Consider the following 17,802-nt stretch of genomic DNA (forward strand, 5'->3'; position numbering starts at 1 on the left):
GCCCTGACTGAAGGGGCTTTTTAGTTAAAACCATTATTTATGATTTTTATTTTGCTCAGACTTGTGCTGCTCAGACTGAGCATTTTTATGATGATCCTTGTTGGAATCATCTTTCTGATGAGTTTGACCTGAGTCCTTGTCCTTCGACGAAGCATTTTGATCCTGCTTTTTGGATTCATCTGACTGAGCTTGGTCATCTTTCTTCATTTTGCTCATTGTGTCAGTCGCCATCTGTCTGAGTTCACCGAATTTGACACTGGCTTCACTCACTAGCTCAGTAATCTTCTGTTTGGTATCTTCAAACTTATGCAGCGCCTCATCTTTTAAATTTGCCATAAGGTCCTGCTGGCCATTCTGCCCCTGTTTAGAATTCTGTTTATCTGACTGTGCCGATTTATCCTGATCAGATTTAGCATTTTTCGAATCTGAATCCTGCTCACCATTCTGCTGACTGTTTGAGTTGCTATTTTTTAGCTCATTCAGAATCTTTTCGCCTTTTTTCAGTAGTTCTTCACCAATGGCGATTGCCTTGGCTTTTAAGTCATCCATCTTGATGGTTTCAGTTTTTTGATCTGACTTGCCTGACTGAGCTTCTTGAGCATGGTCAGAATGAGTATGATCAGAATTATCTTGCTGGTCTGCATCTTTACCATTTGGCTGAGCGCTTTGCTTAGCGTCAGAATTTTCATCAGTATTGTGCTTCTGGGCTTCTAGTATTTCCTGATATTCTTGCTTGTGCTGTTTATCAATCTCGTTCTGCTTTTGCTCTGTTTCAATCTTGTCGTGCAGTTCACGTGCCTGTTGTTCTTTATCTTGGTTCTGCTTCGAAATACTAGTCTGGTTATTCTGATTCATGAGTACCCTCCCTGAGGTATATAAGAATTATCAGACATTTTTTTAGCACAAAGCATTTAAAGAAGCGGACGAATTAAGCAAACTGCAACAAAGCCTGTACATGTTGTTGCTATTGATGGCAAAAAGTAGCGCTAACGTAACTCGATCAATTGTTTAATCGTCGCTCATCGAATGATATCAAATTTTGTATTTGAATATTCCGGTCGCTTGATTGGGAGTGCTTCAGCTAAAGCATTTCTTTGTAATCCCCTCTGCATCATGTAAAATTATGGCCCATTGCATAATGAATACGAATGAGAGAGTGAATCCGTGCGTAAAATCCTAGTCACCAATGCCCTTCCTTACGCCAATGGCCCAATCCATATGGGTCACTTACTCGGGTATATCCAGGCAGATATCTGGGTTCGTGCCATGCGTGCAATGGGTCATGACGTGACTTATGTCTGTGCGGATGATGCTCACGGCACAGCCATCATGCTGCGTGCTGAAGCCAATGGTATTACACCTGAGGCGCAAATTGCCAATGTGCAAAAAGAACATATCCGTGATTTTGATGGTTTCGGTGTTCACTTTGACCATTATGATTCGACCAACAGCGAAGAAAACAAAAATCGCTCGTCTGAGATTTACATCAAAAACCGTGAAGCAGACAACATCGCAGTGCGTCCTGTAAAACAGTTATTTGATCCTGAAAAAGGCATGTTCTTGTCAGATCGTTTCATCAAAGGCACATGCCCGAAATGTAAAGCGGAAGATCAATACGGCGACTCATGTGAAGTTTGCGGTGCAACCTATAATGCAACTGAATTATTGAATCCAAAATCGACTTTAAGTGGTGCTGCACCTGTTGAGAAATCATCAGATCATTACTTCTTCAAACTTCCAAATTTTGCTGAATACCTGCAAAAATGGACCCGTGATGAAGGTCGCCTGCCAGTATCTATTGCCAACAAGTTAGATGAATGGTTTGAAGCCGGCTTAAATGACTGGGATATCTCTCGTGATGCACCGTATTTCGGTTTTGAAATTCCAGATGCGCCAAACAAATATTTCTACGTTTGGGTAGATGCGCCGATTGGTTATATGTCAAGTTTTGAGAATTACATCAAAACCAAACGTCCAGAATTGAACTTTGAAGATTACTGGAAAAAAGATTCTAAAAATGAGGTGTATCACTTCATTGGTAAAGACATCGTGTATTTCCATGCATTGTTCTGGCCGGCAATGCTTGAAGGCGCAAATTACCGTACGCCATCTGGCTTGTTCGTGAATGGTTTCTTGACGGTGAATGGTCAGAAGATGTCTAAATCTCGCGGTACGTTCATTAAAGCCGAAACCTATTTAGAGCATTTAAATCCTGAATACTTACGTTATTACTTTGCGTCTAAGCTTTCGGACAAAGTTGAAGATTCTGACTTGAATCTTGATGACTTTGTGCAAAAAGTGAATTCAGACTTGGTCGGTAAAGTGGTTAACATCGCCAGCCGTTGCGCAAAATTCATCAACACTAAATTTGATAATAAATTATCAGCGACATGTACTGAACCTGAACTGGTGCAAAGCTTTATTGATGCGGGTGCTTCAATTGCATCTCAATATGAAGCGCGTGAATTCTCGGCTGCGATTCGTGAAATCATGGCGCTTGCTGACCGTGCGAACCAATACATTGATGAGAAAAAACCTTGGGCGCTTGCAAAGCAGGAAGGTCAAGAGCAACAAGTTCACGATGTTTGTTCAGTCGGTATTAACTTGTTCCGTCAATTGGCTGTTTACCTTGCGCCTGTGTTGCCGACTTTGGCAAAACAAGTACAAGACTTCTTGCAATTGGAATCTTTCGATTTCGCTTCGCGTGAAACGATTCTTGTCAGTCATGAAATTGCATTGTTCCAACCATTAATGCAACGTGTAGACCCGAAAGCTGTGGCTGCAATGGTCGATGCCTCTAAAGATTCTTTAGCAGCCCCTGCTGCTGAACCTGCAAAAGCCGAAAAGAAAAAAGAGAAGAAAGCTGCTCCTGCGAAAGTTGAACCGAAAGTTGGCGAAGCTGAAATCATCACCATTGATGACTTTGTAAAAGTTGATTTACGTGTAGCTGAAGTTTTAGAAGCGGCTCACGTTGAAGGTTCTGACAAACTTCTTCAATTAACTTTAAATGTCGGTGAAGCTGAGCCACGTAATGTGTTTAGCGGTATTCGTGAGTTCTATGAGCCTCAAGACCTAAAAGGTAAATTGGTGGTGATGGTGGCTAACCTTGCGCCACGTAAGATGCGTTTTGGTATTTCTAACGGTATGGTGCTCGCTGCGGGTAATGGCGAAGGTGTTTGGGTGATTTCACCTGAATCTGGTGCTAAACCGGGTGATAAAGTGTCTTAAGGTTTAGTTTTGAGATGAGTAAAAGCCTCTACTGATGTAGGGGCTTTTTTTATAAATATTATTTCTTTAAGATGGGATCACAAAGCATAGGTACAAAGCTGTATTTATCATCTTTTTTAGTTACAAGTATAATTTCATCACTTGAAACTGCTATTACCTTACTGCCGTTTGGAGTAATACATCTTGAAAACTTCTTTGCTTCAAAGTCATAAATATATGATTGAGCCTTTTCAGATATGAAGTTTGAATATTTATCTTTATATTTATCTCCAAAGGTAAATAAAAGCATAAAGATAAAAGGATATATTAAAAATCTAGCAGCACAGCTCCATTCAGAATAATTTTCCTTTAAATCATCTCTTTCTTTAGCCCAAATAACGTACATCATATAAAATTGGAAGATAAATATAAGGGCTAAAAAAAGAATAAAAGTAACTAAAATAAAAACGACTGGAATTAAGGTTATTGCTACAAAATTCGTGACCCTATTCAGTCCAATTGATTCATATCCAATAATTTGATTAACAATCTGATCCGCAAAACCATATGTAATATTTGTTAATAGTGCATATAAGACAACTAAGCAAACTTTTCCTAAGGTGGTTGCCCATATCCTGTGGTATATATATATAAAGTCCGAAGTTATACCGAAAATCCAACATAAACTTAACAGAAATAAGCTATTGTTGAACAAATCTTGGAAGGGTGTTAAATACCAAAATAAAGTATTTAAAGCCAATACACAGCCAATCAAATAGAATTTTTGACTTCTATTTAACTTTTGATATATATCCCAAATTTTTTGTTGTGCTTGAACGAACATTTTTATGCCTCTATTTTTTATAAAGATATTACGATGGTAAAAGCTTAAATTGAATATAATTTCACCACATGTGCGTCTTAATTTGTCGTTCAAAACTTATATTTATTGTGATAAAAAGAAGTAATCTTTTAAAACCCATAAGAATCCTATGAAAACTTTAAAACCACTTTTCCTCGCTCTTACCTTAAGCACAGCAACCCTCACCACTATTCAAGCTGCTGAATCTATCATCCAACCTCAAAAACAGGTCGCTGGTTTTTATCAGCATCAATTGGGCAAAACTCAAATCACCGCCCTACTCGATGGAACCAATTACCTCTCTCCAGCTTTATTTAAAGATATTCCAGCAACTGAAGTGACGCAAATCTTAAAAAAATATCATGCTGATCAGGCCAAAGGTGTTCAAACTTCGGTGAATGCTTTTCTGGTCAATACCGGTTCAAGCTTGGTTTTAGTGGATAGTGGCGCATCAAGCTGTAATGGTCCAGATTTTGGTTCGGTACATAAAAACCTTATTGCTGCGGGTTATAAGCCAGAGCAAGTGGATATCATTTTACTGACCCATTTACATCCGGATCATGTTTGTGGCATCAGTGCTAAAGGTGTCGCCAGCTTTCCAAATGCAACGGTCTATGTTGCCGATGCGGAAGCAAACTATTGGCTAGATCCCAAACAGGCAGCAAAATTACCGCAAGATAAACAGGCCAGATTCAAACAAACTGTAGAGAAAATTCAGCAAGCAGTTCAGCCCTATCAAGCCAAAAAACATTTTAAGACCTTTAAATTAGGCGACAAGGTCAAAGGTTTTGAAGTCATCAGTACACCGGGACACACACCGGGACATTTCAGTTTTGCATTCAAGTCTGGCAATGAAGAAATCGTATTTGTCGGTGATATTGTGCATTCACATAGCATTCAGTTTGACCACCCTGAAACTGCGATTGATTTCGATGTGGACCCGAAAAAAGCGGTGCAAACCCGTTTAGCGCAGTTTTCCCGTTTAGCTAAAAATGGACAGACCGTCGCTGCTCCGCATTTACCGTTCCCGGGCATTGGACATATTTACTCTAAAGATGGTAAGAGCTATCAGTGGATACCGGTGCATTTTAAAGATTGATGTAAAAGTAAACACCTAACAGCCCTGTCCGAGTTCAGCGGGGCTTTTTTATGGATATTAATTTTCAGTTTATCCAACTGATAACAGATAAATTACTTGCAGTATATTTGGGTTTAAATAGCAGAATATGAAAAAGAAGTTTTGCAAACTCCGCTGTAATTAAGCTGCTGTTTTGCCTATAGTATATGCGGGGCAAATTTTAGGGATTGTACATCGATATGGCTGTTCATTTTTTTCATACATCAGATTGGCATTTGGGACAATTCTTTTATAACCATTCACGCCAATATGAACATGAACAGTTTTTAAACTGGTTGCTTGAACAAATCAAACAAAAACAACCCAATGCCCTACTAATTTCAGGCGATATTTTTGATGTGATCAATCCTGCATCTGCCGCACAAAAACAGCTTTACCAGTTTTTAGCCGATGCGCATGAACTTGCCCCACATATGCAAACGCTGATGATCGCAGGTAATCATGATTCAGGTTATCGCATTGAACAGGTCGAACCTTTACTGGAAAAATACAATGCCAGAACGGTTGGTGTGGTGCGCTGGAAGGAAGACAAGACTTTAGATCTCGATCGTTTACTGCTGCCGATTTATGACCTGGATAAAAATATTATCGCCTGGTGTTTAAGCCTACCCTTTTTACGTGCTGCGGAAATTACCGGTTTTAATGAGCACACCACCAATAGCCAAAATGCGATTGCCTATTTGCACCAGCAACTGATTAGCGAAGGCAAAAAACGTAAAACGGATGATCAAGCGCTGATTTTAATGTCGCATGCGCATATGCAAGGTGGTGAAACTTCCGATTCTGAACGCCCGATTATTATTGGCAATGAAGAAGCGCTGTCTACTGCGTTATTTGATGATGTGATTGATTATGTGGCGCTTGGACATTTGCATAAACCACAAAAAGTTCAGCATCCGCATATTCGCTATAGCGGCTCACCAATTCCTTTATCTTTCAGTGAAATTAACTACAAGCACCAAGTGGTTGAAGTCAAAATTGAACCCTCTAAAGCGGATGAAACTGCTTTTCAGTTTGAAGCACTGCCCATTCCACGCAGTATTCAATTGCATCGCATTCGGGGTGAATTGAATGAGGTATTTGCACAGCTTAAAGCGCTCGCCAGCGGTGAAATTGCCAATATTGATCAACGTGAATATATCGATATTGAATATCATACCGACACGCCGCCATTGCCCAATTTAAGACAACAGTTTGAAGATGCCTTGCCTAAAAACCGCTATCGTCTGGTAAAAATTTCACGTCAGTACAAAAATCTTGCAATACAAAATAATGCGACAAAAATTCAGCTTGAACCGCCAACGCCAGAAAAACTGTTTGAACAGATTTGGCAAAACAAAGGTTATGTGCAAGATGATGCGGTGTTAAAAGATTTTCAAACTCTGGTTCAAGAAGCCCATCATTCACTTGAAAATAAAAATACGCTTTAGGGATCTGCCATGAAAATTTTATCTATACGTATAAAAAATCTGGCATCTCTTGCTGGTGAACACTTTATTGATTTTGAAAGTGAACCTTTGGCCAATGCCGGTTTAATTGCCATTATTGGCAAAACCGGTGCAGGCAAATCCACGATTCTAGATGCCATGTGTCTTGCACTGTTTAACCAAGTGCCGCGGCTCAAAGGCAGCGATGGCAAACTGGTCGATGTGGATGGTTCAGAATTACTGACCAACTCCCCTTTAACCGTGCTTCGCCGTGGTACCGGACATGGTTTTGCCGAACTTGTTTTTGTGGCACAGGATCAGAAACATTATCTTGCGCGTTGGGAAATTAAACGTGCGCGTGAAAGTGCCACGGGTAAATTACAAAGTGTGCAACGCCATTTAAAATGCTTAACTGATGGTGTGGTGATTGCGGATAAAGCCAAGGCAGTGGATGCCAGCATTCATAAAATCACCCAGCTCAGTTTTGAGCAGTTTACCCGTGCAGTTTTACTGGCGCAGTCTGAAGTGACCGCATTTTTAAAAGCGCGTGACAATGAACGTGGCGCTTTACTTGAATATTTAACCAACTCCAATATTTTTGCCAAAATTGGTGAAATTGCTTTTCGTAAAACGGCAGATATTGAAAAAGAACGTAAAAAACTCGAAGAAATGTTAGGCCATATTGATCTTATTTCGGATCAGGAACTCGCTGATTTACAGCAGCAGCATCTGCAAATAAAACAACAGCTCACACAACTTGAGCAAGAAAAAACCCGACTTGAATTACAACAGCAATGGTTTGAACATAAACATAAACTTGAGCAAGAGATTGCCGTTAAACAACAGTATTTTGATGCACAGCAGTTGAGTCATCAGCAGCTCTCAAAAGAACGTGAGCAGTTACAGCGCTTGGAAATATTTTCCAGTATTCGTCCTGTAGTATTCCAGCAGCAGCAGTGCATTCAGGCACAACAGCAACTTGCCCCGAAAATATCACAGTCTGAGCAGCAATTTTTAGTGCTTGAAACACAATTCGAAGCCAAAAAAAAGATTTATCTAGAGGCTGAAACTGCCCTCAAAACAACCCAGGAATTTGAACAGCAACATGACCCTGCCTTACAGCAGGTTCGTCACTGTATTCTGGAACGTGACTTTATTGGGCAAGACTTTCGTAAAGCCAATGCCAAACTGGATGAGCTGAAACTTCAAAAGCAGCCCCTAGAACAGCAACTCAATGCAAGCTTAGAGCACGCTCAACAGCTTGAACACAAGCAAGCTGCAATTACGCAGCAACTGCAACATAGCCAACAGTTTTCAGCTTTGGACCACGGTTTAGATGTTCATCTCGGGCAACTGCAACGCTTTATTCAGCCCTATCAAAACATTGAAAATAGTTTAGGTAATCTTGCGACTGCCCGACAAAATTTTGCACAGCAACAGCAGCAGCTTGAACAGCATATTTCACAGTTTGGAAATGTTGCAGCATTAGAACAACAGTTAGCAGCAATCCGTCAGCAACGTGAACAGCAACTGGCACAACTCAATCAGTTCAGTCTGATCGAGCAACGGCTTGCTCAATGGTTCTCAGATCAGCATGAAAAAGCTGCAGCTCAATCACAGTTAAATACTTTAAGTGTCAGCTTGCAACAACAGCAAACTCAGTCCCAGCAGACAGAACAAGACTATCAAACGGCAAAATTAGAGCGTGAAAAACTGCAACAGTTTTTACAACAACAGCGTCTGTTGCATACGGAAAATATTGAAAATTTACGTGATAACTTGCAATCTGGTGAAGCGTGTCTGGTCTGTGGCAGTACCCATCATCCTTATAAAGAAGACCAAAGCGTTATTTCTAAGACCCTGTTTGATCTGCAACAGCAACAAGAACAACAAACTATTGAACTAGAGCAAGCGGCATTTAAAGGATGGCAAGAGCAGCAACTTCGTTTGACTCAATTACAGACTGAACATACCCAGACTGAAACTAGAATCACGCAATTAACAACAAAACTTGAAGCGACAAAAGTCGCATTAGAACAACTGTTTAAACTTGCTGCATTACAGCTTGAGTTAGAGCAGCCGCAGCAACGTCTGAATCAAGAATTTTTAGCAGCGCAAACACAACTCAAACTGACTTTAAAGCAGGCTGAACAGCAGATTTCAAACATGCTTCAAGCCTCTAAAGATCAACAGACATTATCTAATCAGATTCAGGAACAGCAGCATTTGCTTGAGTCTGCTCAAACCTTGCAAACTCAAGTAAATAATGTTTTTTCTTGCCTAAATTCAGCACAACAACAAGTATGGCAACAGAATACTGTGCATACGGCGCAACAAATTCAACAGGATTTGCAGCAACGCTTTAAACACCTGCAACAGTTACAACAGCTCGATACAGATTTAAGCGCACAACAACAGGGACTGCAAAAAGCACAGTCTGATCTTGGCTATCTGTTAAAGCAGCTTGAGGAGACTCAAAATGCCGTAACTGAACTTTCTGAAAAAGGCCAACACAACAGTAAAATTGCCTGTTCGCTTATTTTTGATATGACCGGCACACAGCAAGATAAGCCGAATGATTGGCTAAAAGCGCATGATCAAAAGCGCCAGCAACAGCAAGCCACTTATGCTCAATTGAAACAACAGTTTGAACAATTACGTCAAAATTTTGAAACGCAGAAGAATCAGTTAAACCAGCTTAAAGTCCAGCAACAACAGCATATGGATGGCAAAGAAAAATCGGATACTGAAATTCAGCAATGGTTAACACTGCATCCAGATTTTGAAGCAGATCAGTTAACCCAGTTACTGCTCATTGATAGCACCCAAGAGCACCAGATTCGTCAGCAACTCCAGCAAGCCGAACGCATGCTGAATGAAGCGTCGTCGGCTTTAAAAACCATGCATGGACAACTTGCTGAACATTTAAAATTACAGCCAGACTGCGATTTCACCGCATTACAACAGCGATTAGAGCAGCATCTCGCGGTATTAAAAGCCCAACGAGATGTGTATGACCAGCTCAATTTAAAACTTGAAGTGCATCAGCAAAATGTGCACAAACTGCAAAAATATGCCGATCAGATTCAAAACATTCAGCAACAGGAACATCGCTGGGGCAAAATTTCAGGCCTGATCGGGGATGCAAAAGGCAAAGATTTCCGTGATTATGCACAGCAATATAATCTCGACATTCTGGTGGAACATGCCAATCAGCAATTGACCATGTTATCGCAGCGCTATACCCTCAAGCGTCTGGATCATTCTTTAAGCCTCGCGATTGTCGATCATGACATGGATGGTGAAACCCGTTCGGTTTCTTCACTTTCTGGCGGTGAATCCTTCCTGACCGCCCTCGCCTTGTCTTTGGCCATTGCCAATATGGCGTCAGGTTCGATGAAAATTGAATCGCTGTTTATTGATGAAGGTTTTGGGACTTTAGATGCATCCTCTTTATATATGGTGATGAATGCCTTAGATCAGTTGCAAAGCCAGGGGCGTAAAGTGGTATTGATCTCGCATATTCAGGAAATGCATGAACGCATTCCTGTGCAGATTCAGGTGAAACCCTTAGGTGCAGGTGCTAGTACCATTCAAGTGGTTGGGTAATTTTAAAATCCGAAAGTCATAAAAAAGCCTAGAAGATACTCTAGGCTTTTATTTGCAAAAAACTATGCCATGGGACGTAAAGTCAGAATCTGTTCACTGCGCCCGAATGGTCCATCAATATCATGCAACACCGAACTGGTCAGGCCAATGCCGTCGTCCCCATACTGCTGTACGGTTTCCAAGCCCAGCCACTGACCTTGCGGTAAACGGTGCATATGGATCTGCAAATCCAGATTAGGAAAGCCCCAGCTAAATGGCCAGTCTTGACGTGGCACAATACCATTGGCCGTATCCACCATGCCCATCAAGCGAACAAAATCGCTGGTCGGTTCACCTTCAACCATGTCATGCGGTGTTCGCAACCAGACAATCCCCTTACCTGTAAAACGCTCATGACTTCTTGCTTCGATGGACTGAATATATCCACCCGGCCACTGACGAATCCCTTCCCAGATCGGGGCATTTTCAGGGCCAGCCGCATCTGCATCTTCCAGACCTTTTATCAACTGGCTATTTTGGGTCATCATGCGCCAGGTTCTTGCGACCACACAGGTTTTACCCCCAGCCATCATTTCTGATTCAATCAGTTCAATGGTCTTGCCCGGGCGAATCACTCGGGTGGTGATACTAAACTCACCTGCAGGAATCAGACCTAAAATATCCAAACTGATTCGGCCAATGCGCATATCACCACGTGGTAAAAACTGGTCCAATTCCGCACAGATAATTCCGGTCGCTGGTGCCATATGCTGTTCATGTTCATTCCATGCGCCTTGGGCCAGTATTGTTGATCGGTAATGCGTCGTGACTTTTCCGGTGGTATCGGTATTTCGCCCGATGAGTTGATAATATGCTGCCATAAACTTGCCTATTTCCTTGGTCGAATCAATGGTTTCTATACAGATTATTCCTTTAGCTAGTTCTTCTTGTACTCAACTTTAGTGGAAAGTTCAATTTTTAAAACAAAAACTGAACCCTAAAGTTCAGTTTTCAAAACGATCAAATGGAGCTGAGTATGGTTTAGTTAGAATAATCCCGCGCGCCGAACAAGGCCGTTCCCACCCGCACCATGGTGGAACCTGCAGCAATCGCCTCAGTCATATCCCCTGACATGCCCATGCTTAAGGTATCCCAGTCTTCAGGATGCGCATGTTCTTTTTTAACCCTATCAAAAAGTTGCTTCGCATCTGCAAAAGCAGCAGTATTGTTGGGTGCTGGAATCACCATCAAGCCACGCAATTTTAGCTGTGGCAGCTGGCTAATACTTTTTACCAGTTCCGCTACTTCATTCGGCTGACATCCATCTTTGCTGTCCTGTGCATCAATATTGACTTGTAGACAGATATTCAGCGGTACTTGAGATGCTTCACGCTGACTGGATAAACGCTCGGCAATAATCAAACGATCCACTCCATGCACCCAGGCAAAACTTGCAGCCAAATGCTTGGTCTTATTGCGCTGGACATGTCCAATAAAATGCCATTCGATGTCTAAATCATTTAAATTTTCAATTTTATCCAAGGCCTCTTGCAAATAATTTTCGCCAAATGCACGCTGCCCGGCCTGGTACATTTCGCGTAAGGACTCACTTGGCTGAGTCTTCGAAACAGCCAGTAACTGTACGGTTTCCGGCTCACGCTGGGCCTGTTTACAGGCATCTTCTATTTGCTGTAAAACTTTATTTCGTGACGCTTGAAGACTATTCATTGACAAGGTTCTCACTTTCATTCATCTTTTTTTACTTTCCCTTTAAACTAACTGTTGGTTAAGCTCTGGGAAAGCCTTATTATTCTAACAAAATAAATAACATTTAAATGATCTCGGGGAAATTATGGACATCACTGAACTTTTAGCCTTTTCTGCTAAAAATGGGGCGTCAGACTTACACTTATCAGCAGGTATGCCACCACTCATCCGTGTCGATGGCGAAGTCCGTCGTATCAACTTACCCGCTTTAGAACATAAAGAAGTACACAAACTTGTGTATGACATCATGAACGATAAACAGCGTCGTGATTTTGAAGAAAAACTTGAAACTGATTTTTCTTTTGAAGTACCGGGTGTGGCGCGTTTCCGTGTCAACGCATTTAACCAGAACCGCGGTGCAGGTGCAGTATTCCGTACCATTCCATCAAAGGTACTGACCATTGAAGACCTTGGCATGGGTCAAATTTTCAAAGATATTTGTAATTTCCCGCGCGGGATCGTGTTAGTGACTGGACCTACAGGTTCGGGTAAATCAACCACGCTTGCTGCAATGATCGACTATATTAACGATAACCGTTATGACCATATTTTAACGGTCGAAGATCCAATCGAATTTGTACACGAATCAAAAAAATGTTTGATTAACCAACGTGAAGTGCATCGTGACACGCATGGCTTTAACGAAGCATTACGTTCAGCGCTGCGTGAAGACCCTGACATTATTCTGGTCGGTGAGATGCGTGACCTTGAAACCATTCGTTTGGCATTGACTGCCGCTGAAACGGGTCATTTGGTCTTCGGTACCCTACATACCACCTCTGCGGCAAAAACCATTGACCGTGTGATTGACGTATTCCCGGCAGAAGAAAAAGACATGGTTCGTGCCATGTTGTCTGAATCATTACAAGCTGTAATTTCTCAAACATTATTGAAGAAAAATGGTGGCGGTCGTGTCGCAGCGCATGAAATCATGATCGGTATTCCTGCCATCCGAAACCTGATCCGTGAAAACAAAGTGGCTCAAATGTATTCTGCCATTCAAACCGGTGCCAACTACGGTATGACTACGCTGGATCAAAGCCTGAAAACGCTGGTCGCTAAAGGCATTATCAGCCCGCAAACTGCGCGCACCATGGCAAAACAACCAGAATCATTCTTATAAGTTTAAACGGATTTAGGATCTTATTATGGATTTTAACGACTTACTGAATTTGATGATTCAACAGCAGGCATCCGACTTGTTTATTACTGCCGATGTTGAACCGTCTATGAAAATTAATGGTCAGATTGTTCCAATTGCAAAGACCAAGCTGACTGGCGAAATTGTCGGGCAACTTTTAAACGCGATTATGAGTGAAAAGCAGCGTAAAGAATTTGCTGAAACGCGCGAATGTAACTTTGCCATCAGTAACCGTGACAAAACTGCCCGTTTCCGTGTCAGTGCATTTCAACAGCGCGATGAACCCGGTATGGTATTGCGTCGTATTGAAACCGTCATTCCGACCATGGAGGAACTGAAATTACCGCCTATTTTAAAAGAATTGGCGATGACCAAGCGCGGTATCATTCTGTTCGTGGGTGCGACAGGCACAGGTAAATCCACTTCTTTAGCATCTATTATTGGCTATCGCAACCAGAATTCTAAAGGTCATATCATCACCATTGAGGACCCGATTGAATTTATCCATGAACATGCGGGCTGTATCATTACCCAGCGTGAAGTGGGCATTGATACCGACTCTTTTGAAGTTGCCTTGAAAAATACCCTGCGTCAAGCACCCGACGTCATCTTGATTGGTGAGATTCGTTCGCGTGAAACCATGGATTACGCGATTGCCTTTGCTGAAACAGGCCACTTGGTATTTGCCACACTACACGCCAACAATGCCAATCAGGCGATTGACCGGATTATTCACTTCTTTGATGCGGACCGTCATAACCAATTGTTTATGGATTTGTCACTCAACTTAAAAGCCGTGGTTGCGCAACAACTTATTCCTTCTGTGGATGGGCAGTCTCGTCGTGCAGCAATTGAAATTTTGATCAACTCGCCGTTAATTGCGGACATGATCCGTAAAGGTGATGTGCATGAAATTAAAGAATTGATGAAACGTTCACGTGAATTGGGGATGCAAACCTTTGACCAGGCCTTGTTTGACTTGTACAAAGCCAGACAGATTACCTATAAAGATGCTTTGAAACATGCAGACTCACCCAACGATCTGCGTTTACAAATCAAGTTGTCCGAAGAAGGTGCCGAGCGCTTATTGCATGCAAGTAGCAACATCACCTTTGATGGTCAGGCTTAACGTTCAAATTTAAATACAAAAAAAACAGGCTTCAAATCAAGCCTGTTTTTTAACTAATTCTAAGTCAGTATTATTTTTTACGTAATGCCTCTTGGCATTCAGCTGCATCACAATAACCGTATAGATTTAAAGAGTGACCTGTCAAAGTGAAGCCATACTTTTCAGCCACTTCATGTTGCTGATGTTCAATCACGTCATTGATGAATTCAACGACTTTGCTGCAATTCAGGCAAACAATATGATCGTGGTGATCTTCTTGCATGATTTCAAAAACTGAATGATTGTTTTCAAAATGATGGCGCTGAATAATACCCGCAGCTTCAAACTGTGTTAACACGCGGTACACAGTTGCTAAACCGACATCTTCACCTTGTTCAAGTAAAGTTTTATAAATGTCTTCTGCGCTTAAATGGTGTTGTCTTGAATTTTCTAGTAATTCCAATATTTTTATTCGTGGAAGCGTAACTTTAAGTCCAGCTTTGCGTAAATCTTGATTTGAAATAGGCATGTAAAAAGGTCTCTCAACAAATTTAAAGTTGGAATATGCAACAAAGTTTAGATGCAGTATGATCTATCCGTGGATCAAATGCATCATAATTAATTTGGGATAGTGTAGCAAAATGCAAAAAATCATGTTGACGTTGTTCGTCACTTCACTGCTCGCAGGCTGTTCGACCTTGGGCGTTTATAAAGTTGATATTCCGCAAGGGACGCCATTAACTCAAGCACAAGCTTCAAAAATTCAGGTCGGTATGAGTCACCAACAAGTTCGCTTCTTGCTCGGTAGTCCTACAGTTTCAGACCCAATGAATCCTTTACGTTGGGACTATATCTACAACTATACACCAGGAACTTACGCTAAAAAAGCCAAAATCCCGGCTGCTCACGGTCAACATTTAAGAATTTACTTCGATCAAACAGGGACTGTCATCAAGATTGAAGGTCTGGAAACCATTCCAGAATCTCAACCCGGCTTGCCAGGATCAAAAGAAGCGATTCTAAATGCGCCACCACTATAGCCGCTTTGAAATAAAAATAAACCCCTCAATGAGGGGTTTTTCTTATCACTTCAATTGTTTAAAGCGATTTCCGCGACAATAAAGTCCGACCGGATTTTCTGCAGCACGTTTCCGGCGAATATCCTTCGGATTGATCGTTAATGCACGATAAATCTCGACACGATCACCGGCTTGTAATATTTGATTCGGATCTTGCAACCGCATCCCAAAAATTCCCAATGCAAGTGGTTCGGGCAAAGCAATTTGTGCCCGAATACCACTTCGTTCAATCGCATCTAAAGCAGTCATACCTGGATGAAAAGGAACAGCCAGATGAAACTGTCGATCCTGAGCCGCATACGCCACCCAAACCTGTTGCATCTCGTTCATTAGACCAATTGTCCAATGATGGCAATCATCGCCACGATGATCGATACAGGCAGTACCACACGCACTGCAATACGCCACAAGTTATAAAATAGCTCATTGCTAAAATTCATGGATTTACGTAAATGGCTAATTTTCATGATCCATCCGGCAAAAATAGCATAGATCAAGCAAATCACTAAGCCCCACAGCATGAGTATGGTATTAAAAATTGGGCTGATTGCAGGAATCGCCCAAACCAGCACAGCAACCAAAATCACCAGCCATTGAATCGCGATATTCAGTTGACGTTGTAATAATTGTTCACGCGCCATATTGAGTAAAAGTGCAGATGTACTGACTACAGCAACTACAAAGGCAAAAACTGGAATTTGAGCATTGGCCGCAAAGAAGCCAAAAGCAACTACTGCCAATAATTGCGCAATCCAGATGGGTAATGCTATTTTGGTGGCAACATCTTGTTGTTTAAGCGCAGGCAAACTACTTTGCCAGTATAGGCCCATGCCTAAACCGCTCGCCACGAGTGCCAATACGGTCGCACTGCCCCACTCGCTAAATTCAACCGGCGTGACTTGCCAAGCAGGCAAAGCCGTTCCCATCACATTGGCCAGAATTAAGGAAGCTAAAACACCGACCACACTGAGGATGACAATCATCTTTCGCGGTGCAAATGAAAGTGCAATTGCAACAATCGCCAAGCCAACGAACAACAGATTTGGTGCAATTCCATTAAAAGCAAAATGACCCAATAACTGGCTTGCATTAGACAGCATGCCGCCTGCCAGGAAAGGAATAAACACAACCGCGAGCCATCCGACTACGCGCCATTTTTGCGATGCATCTGCATCACGTGTCAAACTAGACAATGCATTTAACGCTGTGGTTTTTGAGCGTTTCGCCAAGGCAATTTCTAAATAACAGACCGGTAATGCCAAAATAAGCATAGTACCTAACCATAACAACCAAAAATCAAGTTGACGCTCAACCTGAATTCCGACTATCGGTGCTAATGTGGCAATGATGATAAAAGATAAACAAAATGCCATCAGCGGTGATAGCCATCGTGACATAGCATTGTCCTGCATGATGCGTTCCTTAAAAAAGTCTTTGGCTATTTTGCCTTTGTCAGGAGGGAAAATCAAAAAGAAAAAAGCAAACCATCATGCCTAATGATTTGCTGCGCAAGGTTATTATGACTTGTATTTGTTATTATCTGGTTTATTTTTCTTTATGAAAAGAAACGAGCAAACCAGTTTTTACCTGTTTTCTTTTCTTTTTCTTTAATGATGCCCATCATATTTTCTTTTACGGCACCCACATAATCAGCATCATCGTGCTGAATATGATTAATCAGCCATTTTGAAAGCACTTCATGTAATTCACTTTCAATCGCTTGACCCATTTCAAAACGGTCACGGTAAGATTCAATTTTTTTAATAAATAAATCATGGACACGTTTATGCGGAACGCGGTATTTATAACCGGCTTCTTCTTGTAAAGACTCTTCAAAGGTAAAATGGGATTGCGTATAATCAATAATGTTTTCAAGAATCTGTTTAATACGGGCACGATCCGTATGTTCTACCACATCATTAATTTCATTGATATAATCAAGAATTCGTTTGTGTTGATCGTCAATCACATCGATACCAGTATTATATTCCGGAACCCATTTCATTTTCATTACGACCACCTATAAAATATATATGATTCATCACATAAATTCATAATATATTGATTTTTAACAAATAAAAATGAACCAAAACAGTTGGTTTTAAAGAAAATCCATATAAAACAATATAACCCAATGATATGTAATGATTTAATTACAAAGACCAACCAAAAGAATAAAGTATTTTTTAACCAAAATAATTTCCCAAGGTTATTATTAAGAATAAAAATATTACTTTAAATCTCATTAAATGATTAAAAATAAAATACTTAAATTAACCCGAATCGCGGATAAGAAATTGACTTGAAAAATAAGAAGACTAGAGCCATCAGTTGAGTTACCACACCAAACTCACAACTCTAGTCCTCATGTTCAATAGTACCGAATTATTCTGCATCATTGATGATTTCTTTCTTAAATTTGAAGCAACTTATTGGAAATTTCTCAAACAATGCCATCATTCTGTAAGAATCAGACCTGCTCATC

Annotated in this window: 15 protein-coding genes and 1 pseudogene; 8 read left to right on the plus strand and 8 right to left on the minus strand. The window is 41.1% G+C overall.

Annotated features, from left to right (window positions below; all coding sequences use genetic code 11):
* Positions 1–33: 33 nt before the first annotated feature.
* A complete protein-coding gene (locus tag E0H81_RS11905; RefSeq protein ID WP_131319141.1) occupies positions 34–855 on the minus strand; it encodes a hypothetical protein in 822 nt (273 codons plus the stop codon).
* Positions 856–1,164: 309 nt separating this feature from the next.
* On the opposite strand from E0H81_RS11905, the gene metG reads away from it, so the two are divergent.
* Complete coding sequence (metG, locus tag E0H81_RS11910) at positions 1,165–3,228, plus strand: methionine--tRNA ligase (RefSeq protein ID WP_131319143.1); 2,064 nt, start codon at positions 1,165–1,167, stop codon at positions 3,226–3,228.
* A gap of 58 nt (positions 3,229–3,286) precedes the next feature.
* Here the strand turns inward: metG and E0H81_RS11915 are convergent, their stop codons facing one another.
* On the minus strand, positions 3,287–4,051 hold the full coding sequence (locus E0H81_RS11915) for a hypothetical protein (protein ID WP_131319145.1): 765 nt from the start codon (positions 4,049–4,051) through the stop codon (positions 3,287–3,289).
* A 148-nt stretch (positions 4,052–4,199) separates the two neighbouring features.
* Here E0H81_RS11915 and E0H81_RS11920 point away from each other — a divergent pair, with 148 nt between their 5' ends.
* From E0H81_RS11920 to E0H81_RS11930, 3 genes are all read left to right on the plus strand, one after another.
* Positions 4,200–5,168, plus strand: a complete 969-nt coding sequence (locus tag E0H81_RS11920; protein ID WP_131319147.1) for an MBL fold metallo-hydrolase — start codon at positions 4,200–4,202, stop codon at positions 5,166–5,168.
* A 218-nt stretch (positions 5,169–5,386) separates the two neighbouring features.
* Positions 5,387–6,637: an exonuclease SbcCD subunit D C-terminal domain-containing protein gene (locus E0H81_RS11925; protein ID WP_378235461.1), complete on the plus strand. Its 1,251-nt coding sequence runs from the start codon at positions 5,387–5,389 to the stop codon at positions 6,635–6,637.
* 9 nt (positions 6,638–6,646) lie between these two features.
* Positions 6,647–10,243, plus strand: a complete 3,597-nt coding sequence (locus E0H81_RS11930) for an AAA family ATPase (protein ID WP_131319151.1) — start codon at positions 6,647–6,649, stop codon at positions 10,241–10,243.
* Positions 10,244–10,305: 62 nt separating this feature from the next.
* Here the strand turns inward: E0H81_RS11930 and E0H81_RS11935 are convergent, their stop codons facing one another.
* Complete coding sequence (locus E0H81_RS11935; RefSeq protein WP_131319153.1) at positions 10,306–11,103, minus strand: thioesterase family protein; 798 nt, start codon at positions 11,101–11,103, stop codon at positions 10,306–10,308.
* Positions 11,104–11,263: 160 nt separating this feature from the next.
* Positions 11,264–11,950 carry a YggS family pyridoxal phosphate-dependent enzyme gene (locus tag E0H81_RS11940; protein WP_131319155.1) on the minus strand — a complete coding sequence of 229 codons (687 nt, stop codon included), beginning with the start codon at positions 11,948–11,950 and terminating at the stop codon, positions 11,264–11,266.
* A 124-nt stretch (positions 11,951–12,074) separates the two neighbouring features.
* On the opposite strand from E0H81_RS11940, the gene E0H81_RS11945 reads away from it, so the two are divergent.
* Positions 12,075–13,112 (plus strand): type IV pilus twitching motility protein PilT, encoded by a 1,038-nt coding sequence (locus E0H81_RS11945; RefSeq protein ID WP_067723908.1) that lies wholly within the window; start codon positions 12,075–12,077, stop codon positions 13,110–13,112.
* Positions 13,113–13,137: 25 nt separating this feature from the next.
* A complete protein-coding gene (locus tag E0H81_RS11950; RefSeq protein WP_131319157.1) occupies positions 13,138–14,259 on the plus strand; it encodes a PilT/PilU family type 4a pilus ATPase in 1,122 nt (373 codons plus the stop codon).
* A gap of 70 nt (positions 14,260–14,329) precedes the next feature.
* Here E0H81_RS11950 and fur read toward each other — a convergent pair whose 3' ends face one another.
* Positions 14,330–14,767, minus strand: a complete 438-nt coding sequence (gene fur, locus E0H81_RS11955) for a ferric iron uptake transcriptional regulator (RefSeq protein WP_131319159.1) — start codon at positions 14,765–14,767, stop codon at positions 14,330–14,332.
* Positions 14,768–14,879: 112 nt separating this feature from the next.
* On the opposite strand from fur, the gene E0H81_RS11960 reads away from it, so the two are divergent.
* Positions 14,880–15,278: an outer membrane protein assembly factor BamE gene (locus tag E0H81_RS11960; RefSeq protein ID WP_131319161.1), complete on the plus strand. Its 399-nt coding sequence runs from the start codon at positions 14,880–14,882 to the stop codon at positions 15,276–15,278.
* 45 nt (positions 15,279–15,323) lie between these two features.
* Here the strand turns inward: E0H81_RS11960 and E0H81_RS11965 are convergent, their stop codons facing one another.
* The 3 genes from E0H81_RS11965 to E0H81_RS11975 all read right to left on the minus strand — a co-directional run bounded on the left by E0H81_RS11965 (position 15,324) and on the right by E0H81_RS11975 (position 17,328).
* Positions 15,324–15,647, minus strand: coding sequence for an RnfH family protein (locus E0H81_RS11965; protein WP_131319163.1), 324 nt, complete (start codon positions 15,645–15,647; stop codon positions 15,324–15,326).
* The gene (locus E0H81_RS11970) at positions 15,647–16,729 is read right to left on the minus strand and encodes an SLC5/6 family protein (protein ID WP_131319165.1); all 1,083 of its coding nucleotides are present in this window, start codon (positions 16,727–16,729) and stop codon (positions 15,647–15,649) included. The genes E0H81_RS11965 and E0H81_RS11970 overlap by 1 nt, the downstream gene beginning before the upstream one ends.
* Before the next feature lie 143 nt (positions 16,730–16,872).
* The gene (locus tag E0H81_RS11975; RefSeq protein WP_131319167.1) at positions 16,873–17,328 is read right to left on the minus strand and encodes a bacteriohemerythrin; all 456 of its coding nucleotides are present in this window, start codon (positions 17,326–17,328) and stop codon (positions 16,873–16,875) included.
* A gap of 356 nt (positions 17,329–17,684) precedes the next feature.
* Between E0H81_RS11975 and E0H81_RS11980 the strand changes: the two are divergent.
* Positions 17,685–17,802, plus strand: a pseudogene (locus E0H81_RS11980) (IS982 family transposase); the annotation flags it as partial.

The organism is Acinetobacter terrestris (assembly GCF_004331155.1).
GTDB lineage: Bacteria > Pseudomonadota > Gammaproteobacteria > Pseudomonadales > Moraxellaceae > Acinetobacter > Acinetobacter terrestris.

Coding starts and splice junctions, on each gene's coding strand:
- E0H81_RS11905 (WP_131319141.1), bottom strand. CDS start 855: ATGAATCAGAATAACCAGACTAGTATTTCGAAGCAGAACCAAGATAAA.
- E0H81_RS11915 (WP_131319145.1), bottom strand. CDS start 4,051: ATGTTCGTTCAAGCACAACAAAAAATTTGGGATATATATCAAAAGTTA.
- E0H81_RS11920 (WP_131319147.1), top strand. CDS start 4,200: ATGAAAACTTTAAAACCACTTTTCCTCGCTCTTACCTTAAGCACAGCA.
- E0H81_RS11925 (WP_378235461.1), top strand. CDS start 5,387: ATGGCTGTTCATTTTTTTCATACATCAGATTGGCATTTGGGACAATTC.
- E0H81_RS11930 (WP_131319151.1), top strand. CDS start 6,647: ATGAAAATTTTATCTATACGTATAAAAAATCTGGCATCTCTTGCTGGT.
- E0H81_RS11935 (WP_131319153.1), bottom strand. CDS start 11,103: ATGGCAGCATATTATCAACTCATCGGGCGAAATACCGATACCACCGGA.
- E0H81_RS11940 (WP_131319155.1), bottom strand. CDS start 11,950: ATGAATAGTCTTCAAGCGTCACGAAATAAAGTTTTACAGCAAATAGAA.
- E0H81_RS11945 (WP_067723908.1), top strand. CDS start 12,075: ATGGACATCACTGAACTTTTAGCCTTTTCTGCTAAAAATGGGGCGTCA.
- E0H81_RS11950 (WP_131319157.1), top strand. CDS start 13,138: ATGGATTTTAACGACTTACTGAATTTGATGATTCAACAGCAGGCATCC.
- fur (WP_131319159.1), bottom strand. CDS start 14,767: ATGCCTATTTCAAATCAAGATTTACGCAAAGCTGGACTTAAAGTTACG.
- E0H81_RS11960 (WP_131319161.1), top strand. CDS start 14,880: ATGCAAAAAATCATGTTGACGTTGTTCGTCACTTCACTGCTCGCAGGC.
- E0H81_RS11965 (WP_131319163.1), bottom strand. CDS start 15,647: ATGAACGAGATGCAACAGGTTTGGGTGGCGTATGCGGCTCAGGATCGA.
- E0H81_RS11970 (WP_131319165.1), bottom strand. CDS start 16,729: ATGCAGGACAATGCTATGTCACGATGGCTATCACCGCTGATGGCATTT.
- E0H81_RS11975 (WP_131319167.1), bottom strand. CDS start 17,328: ATGAAAATGAAATGGGTTCCGGAATATAATACTGGTATCGATGTGATT.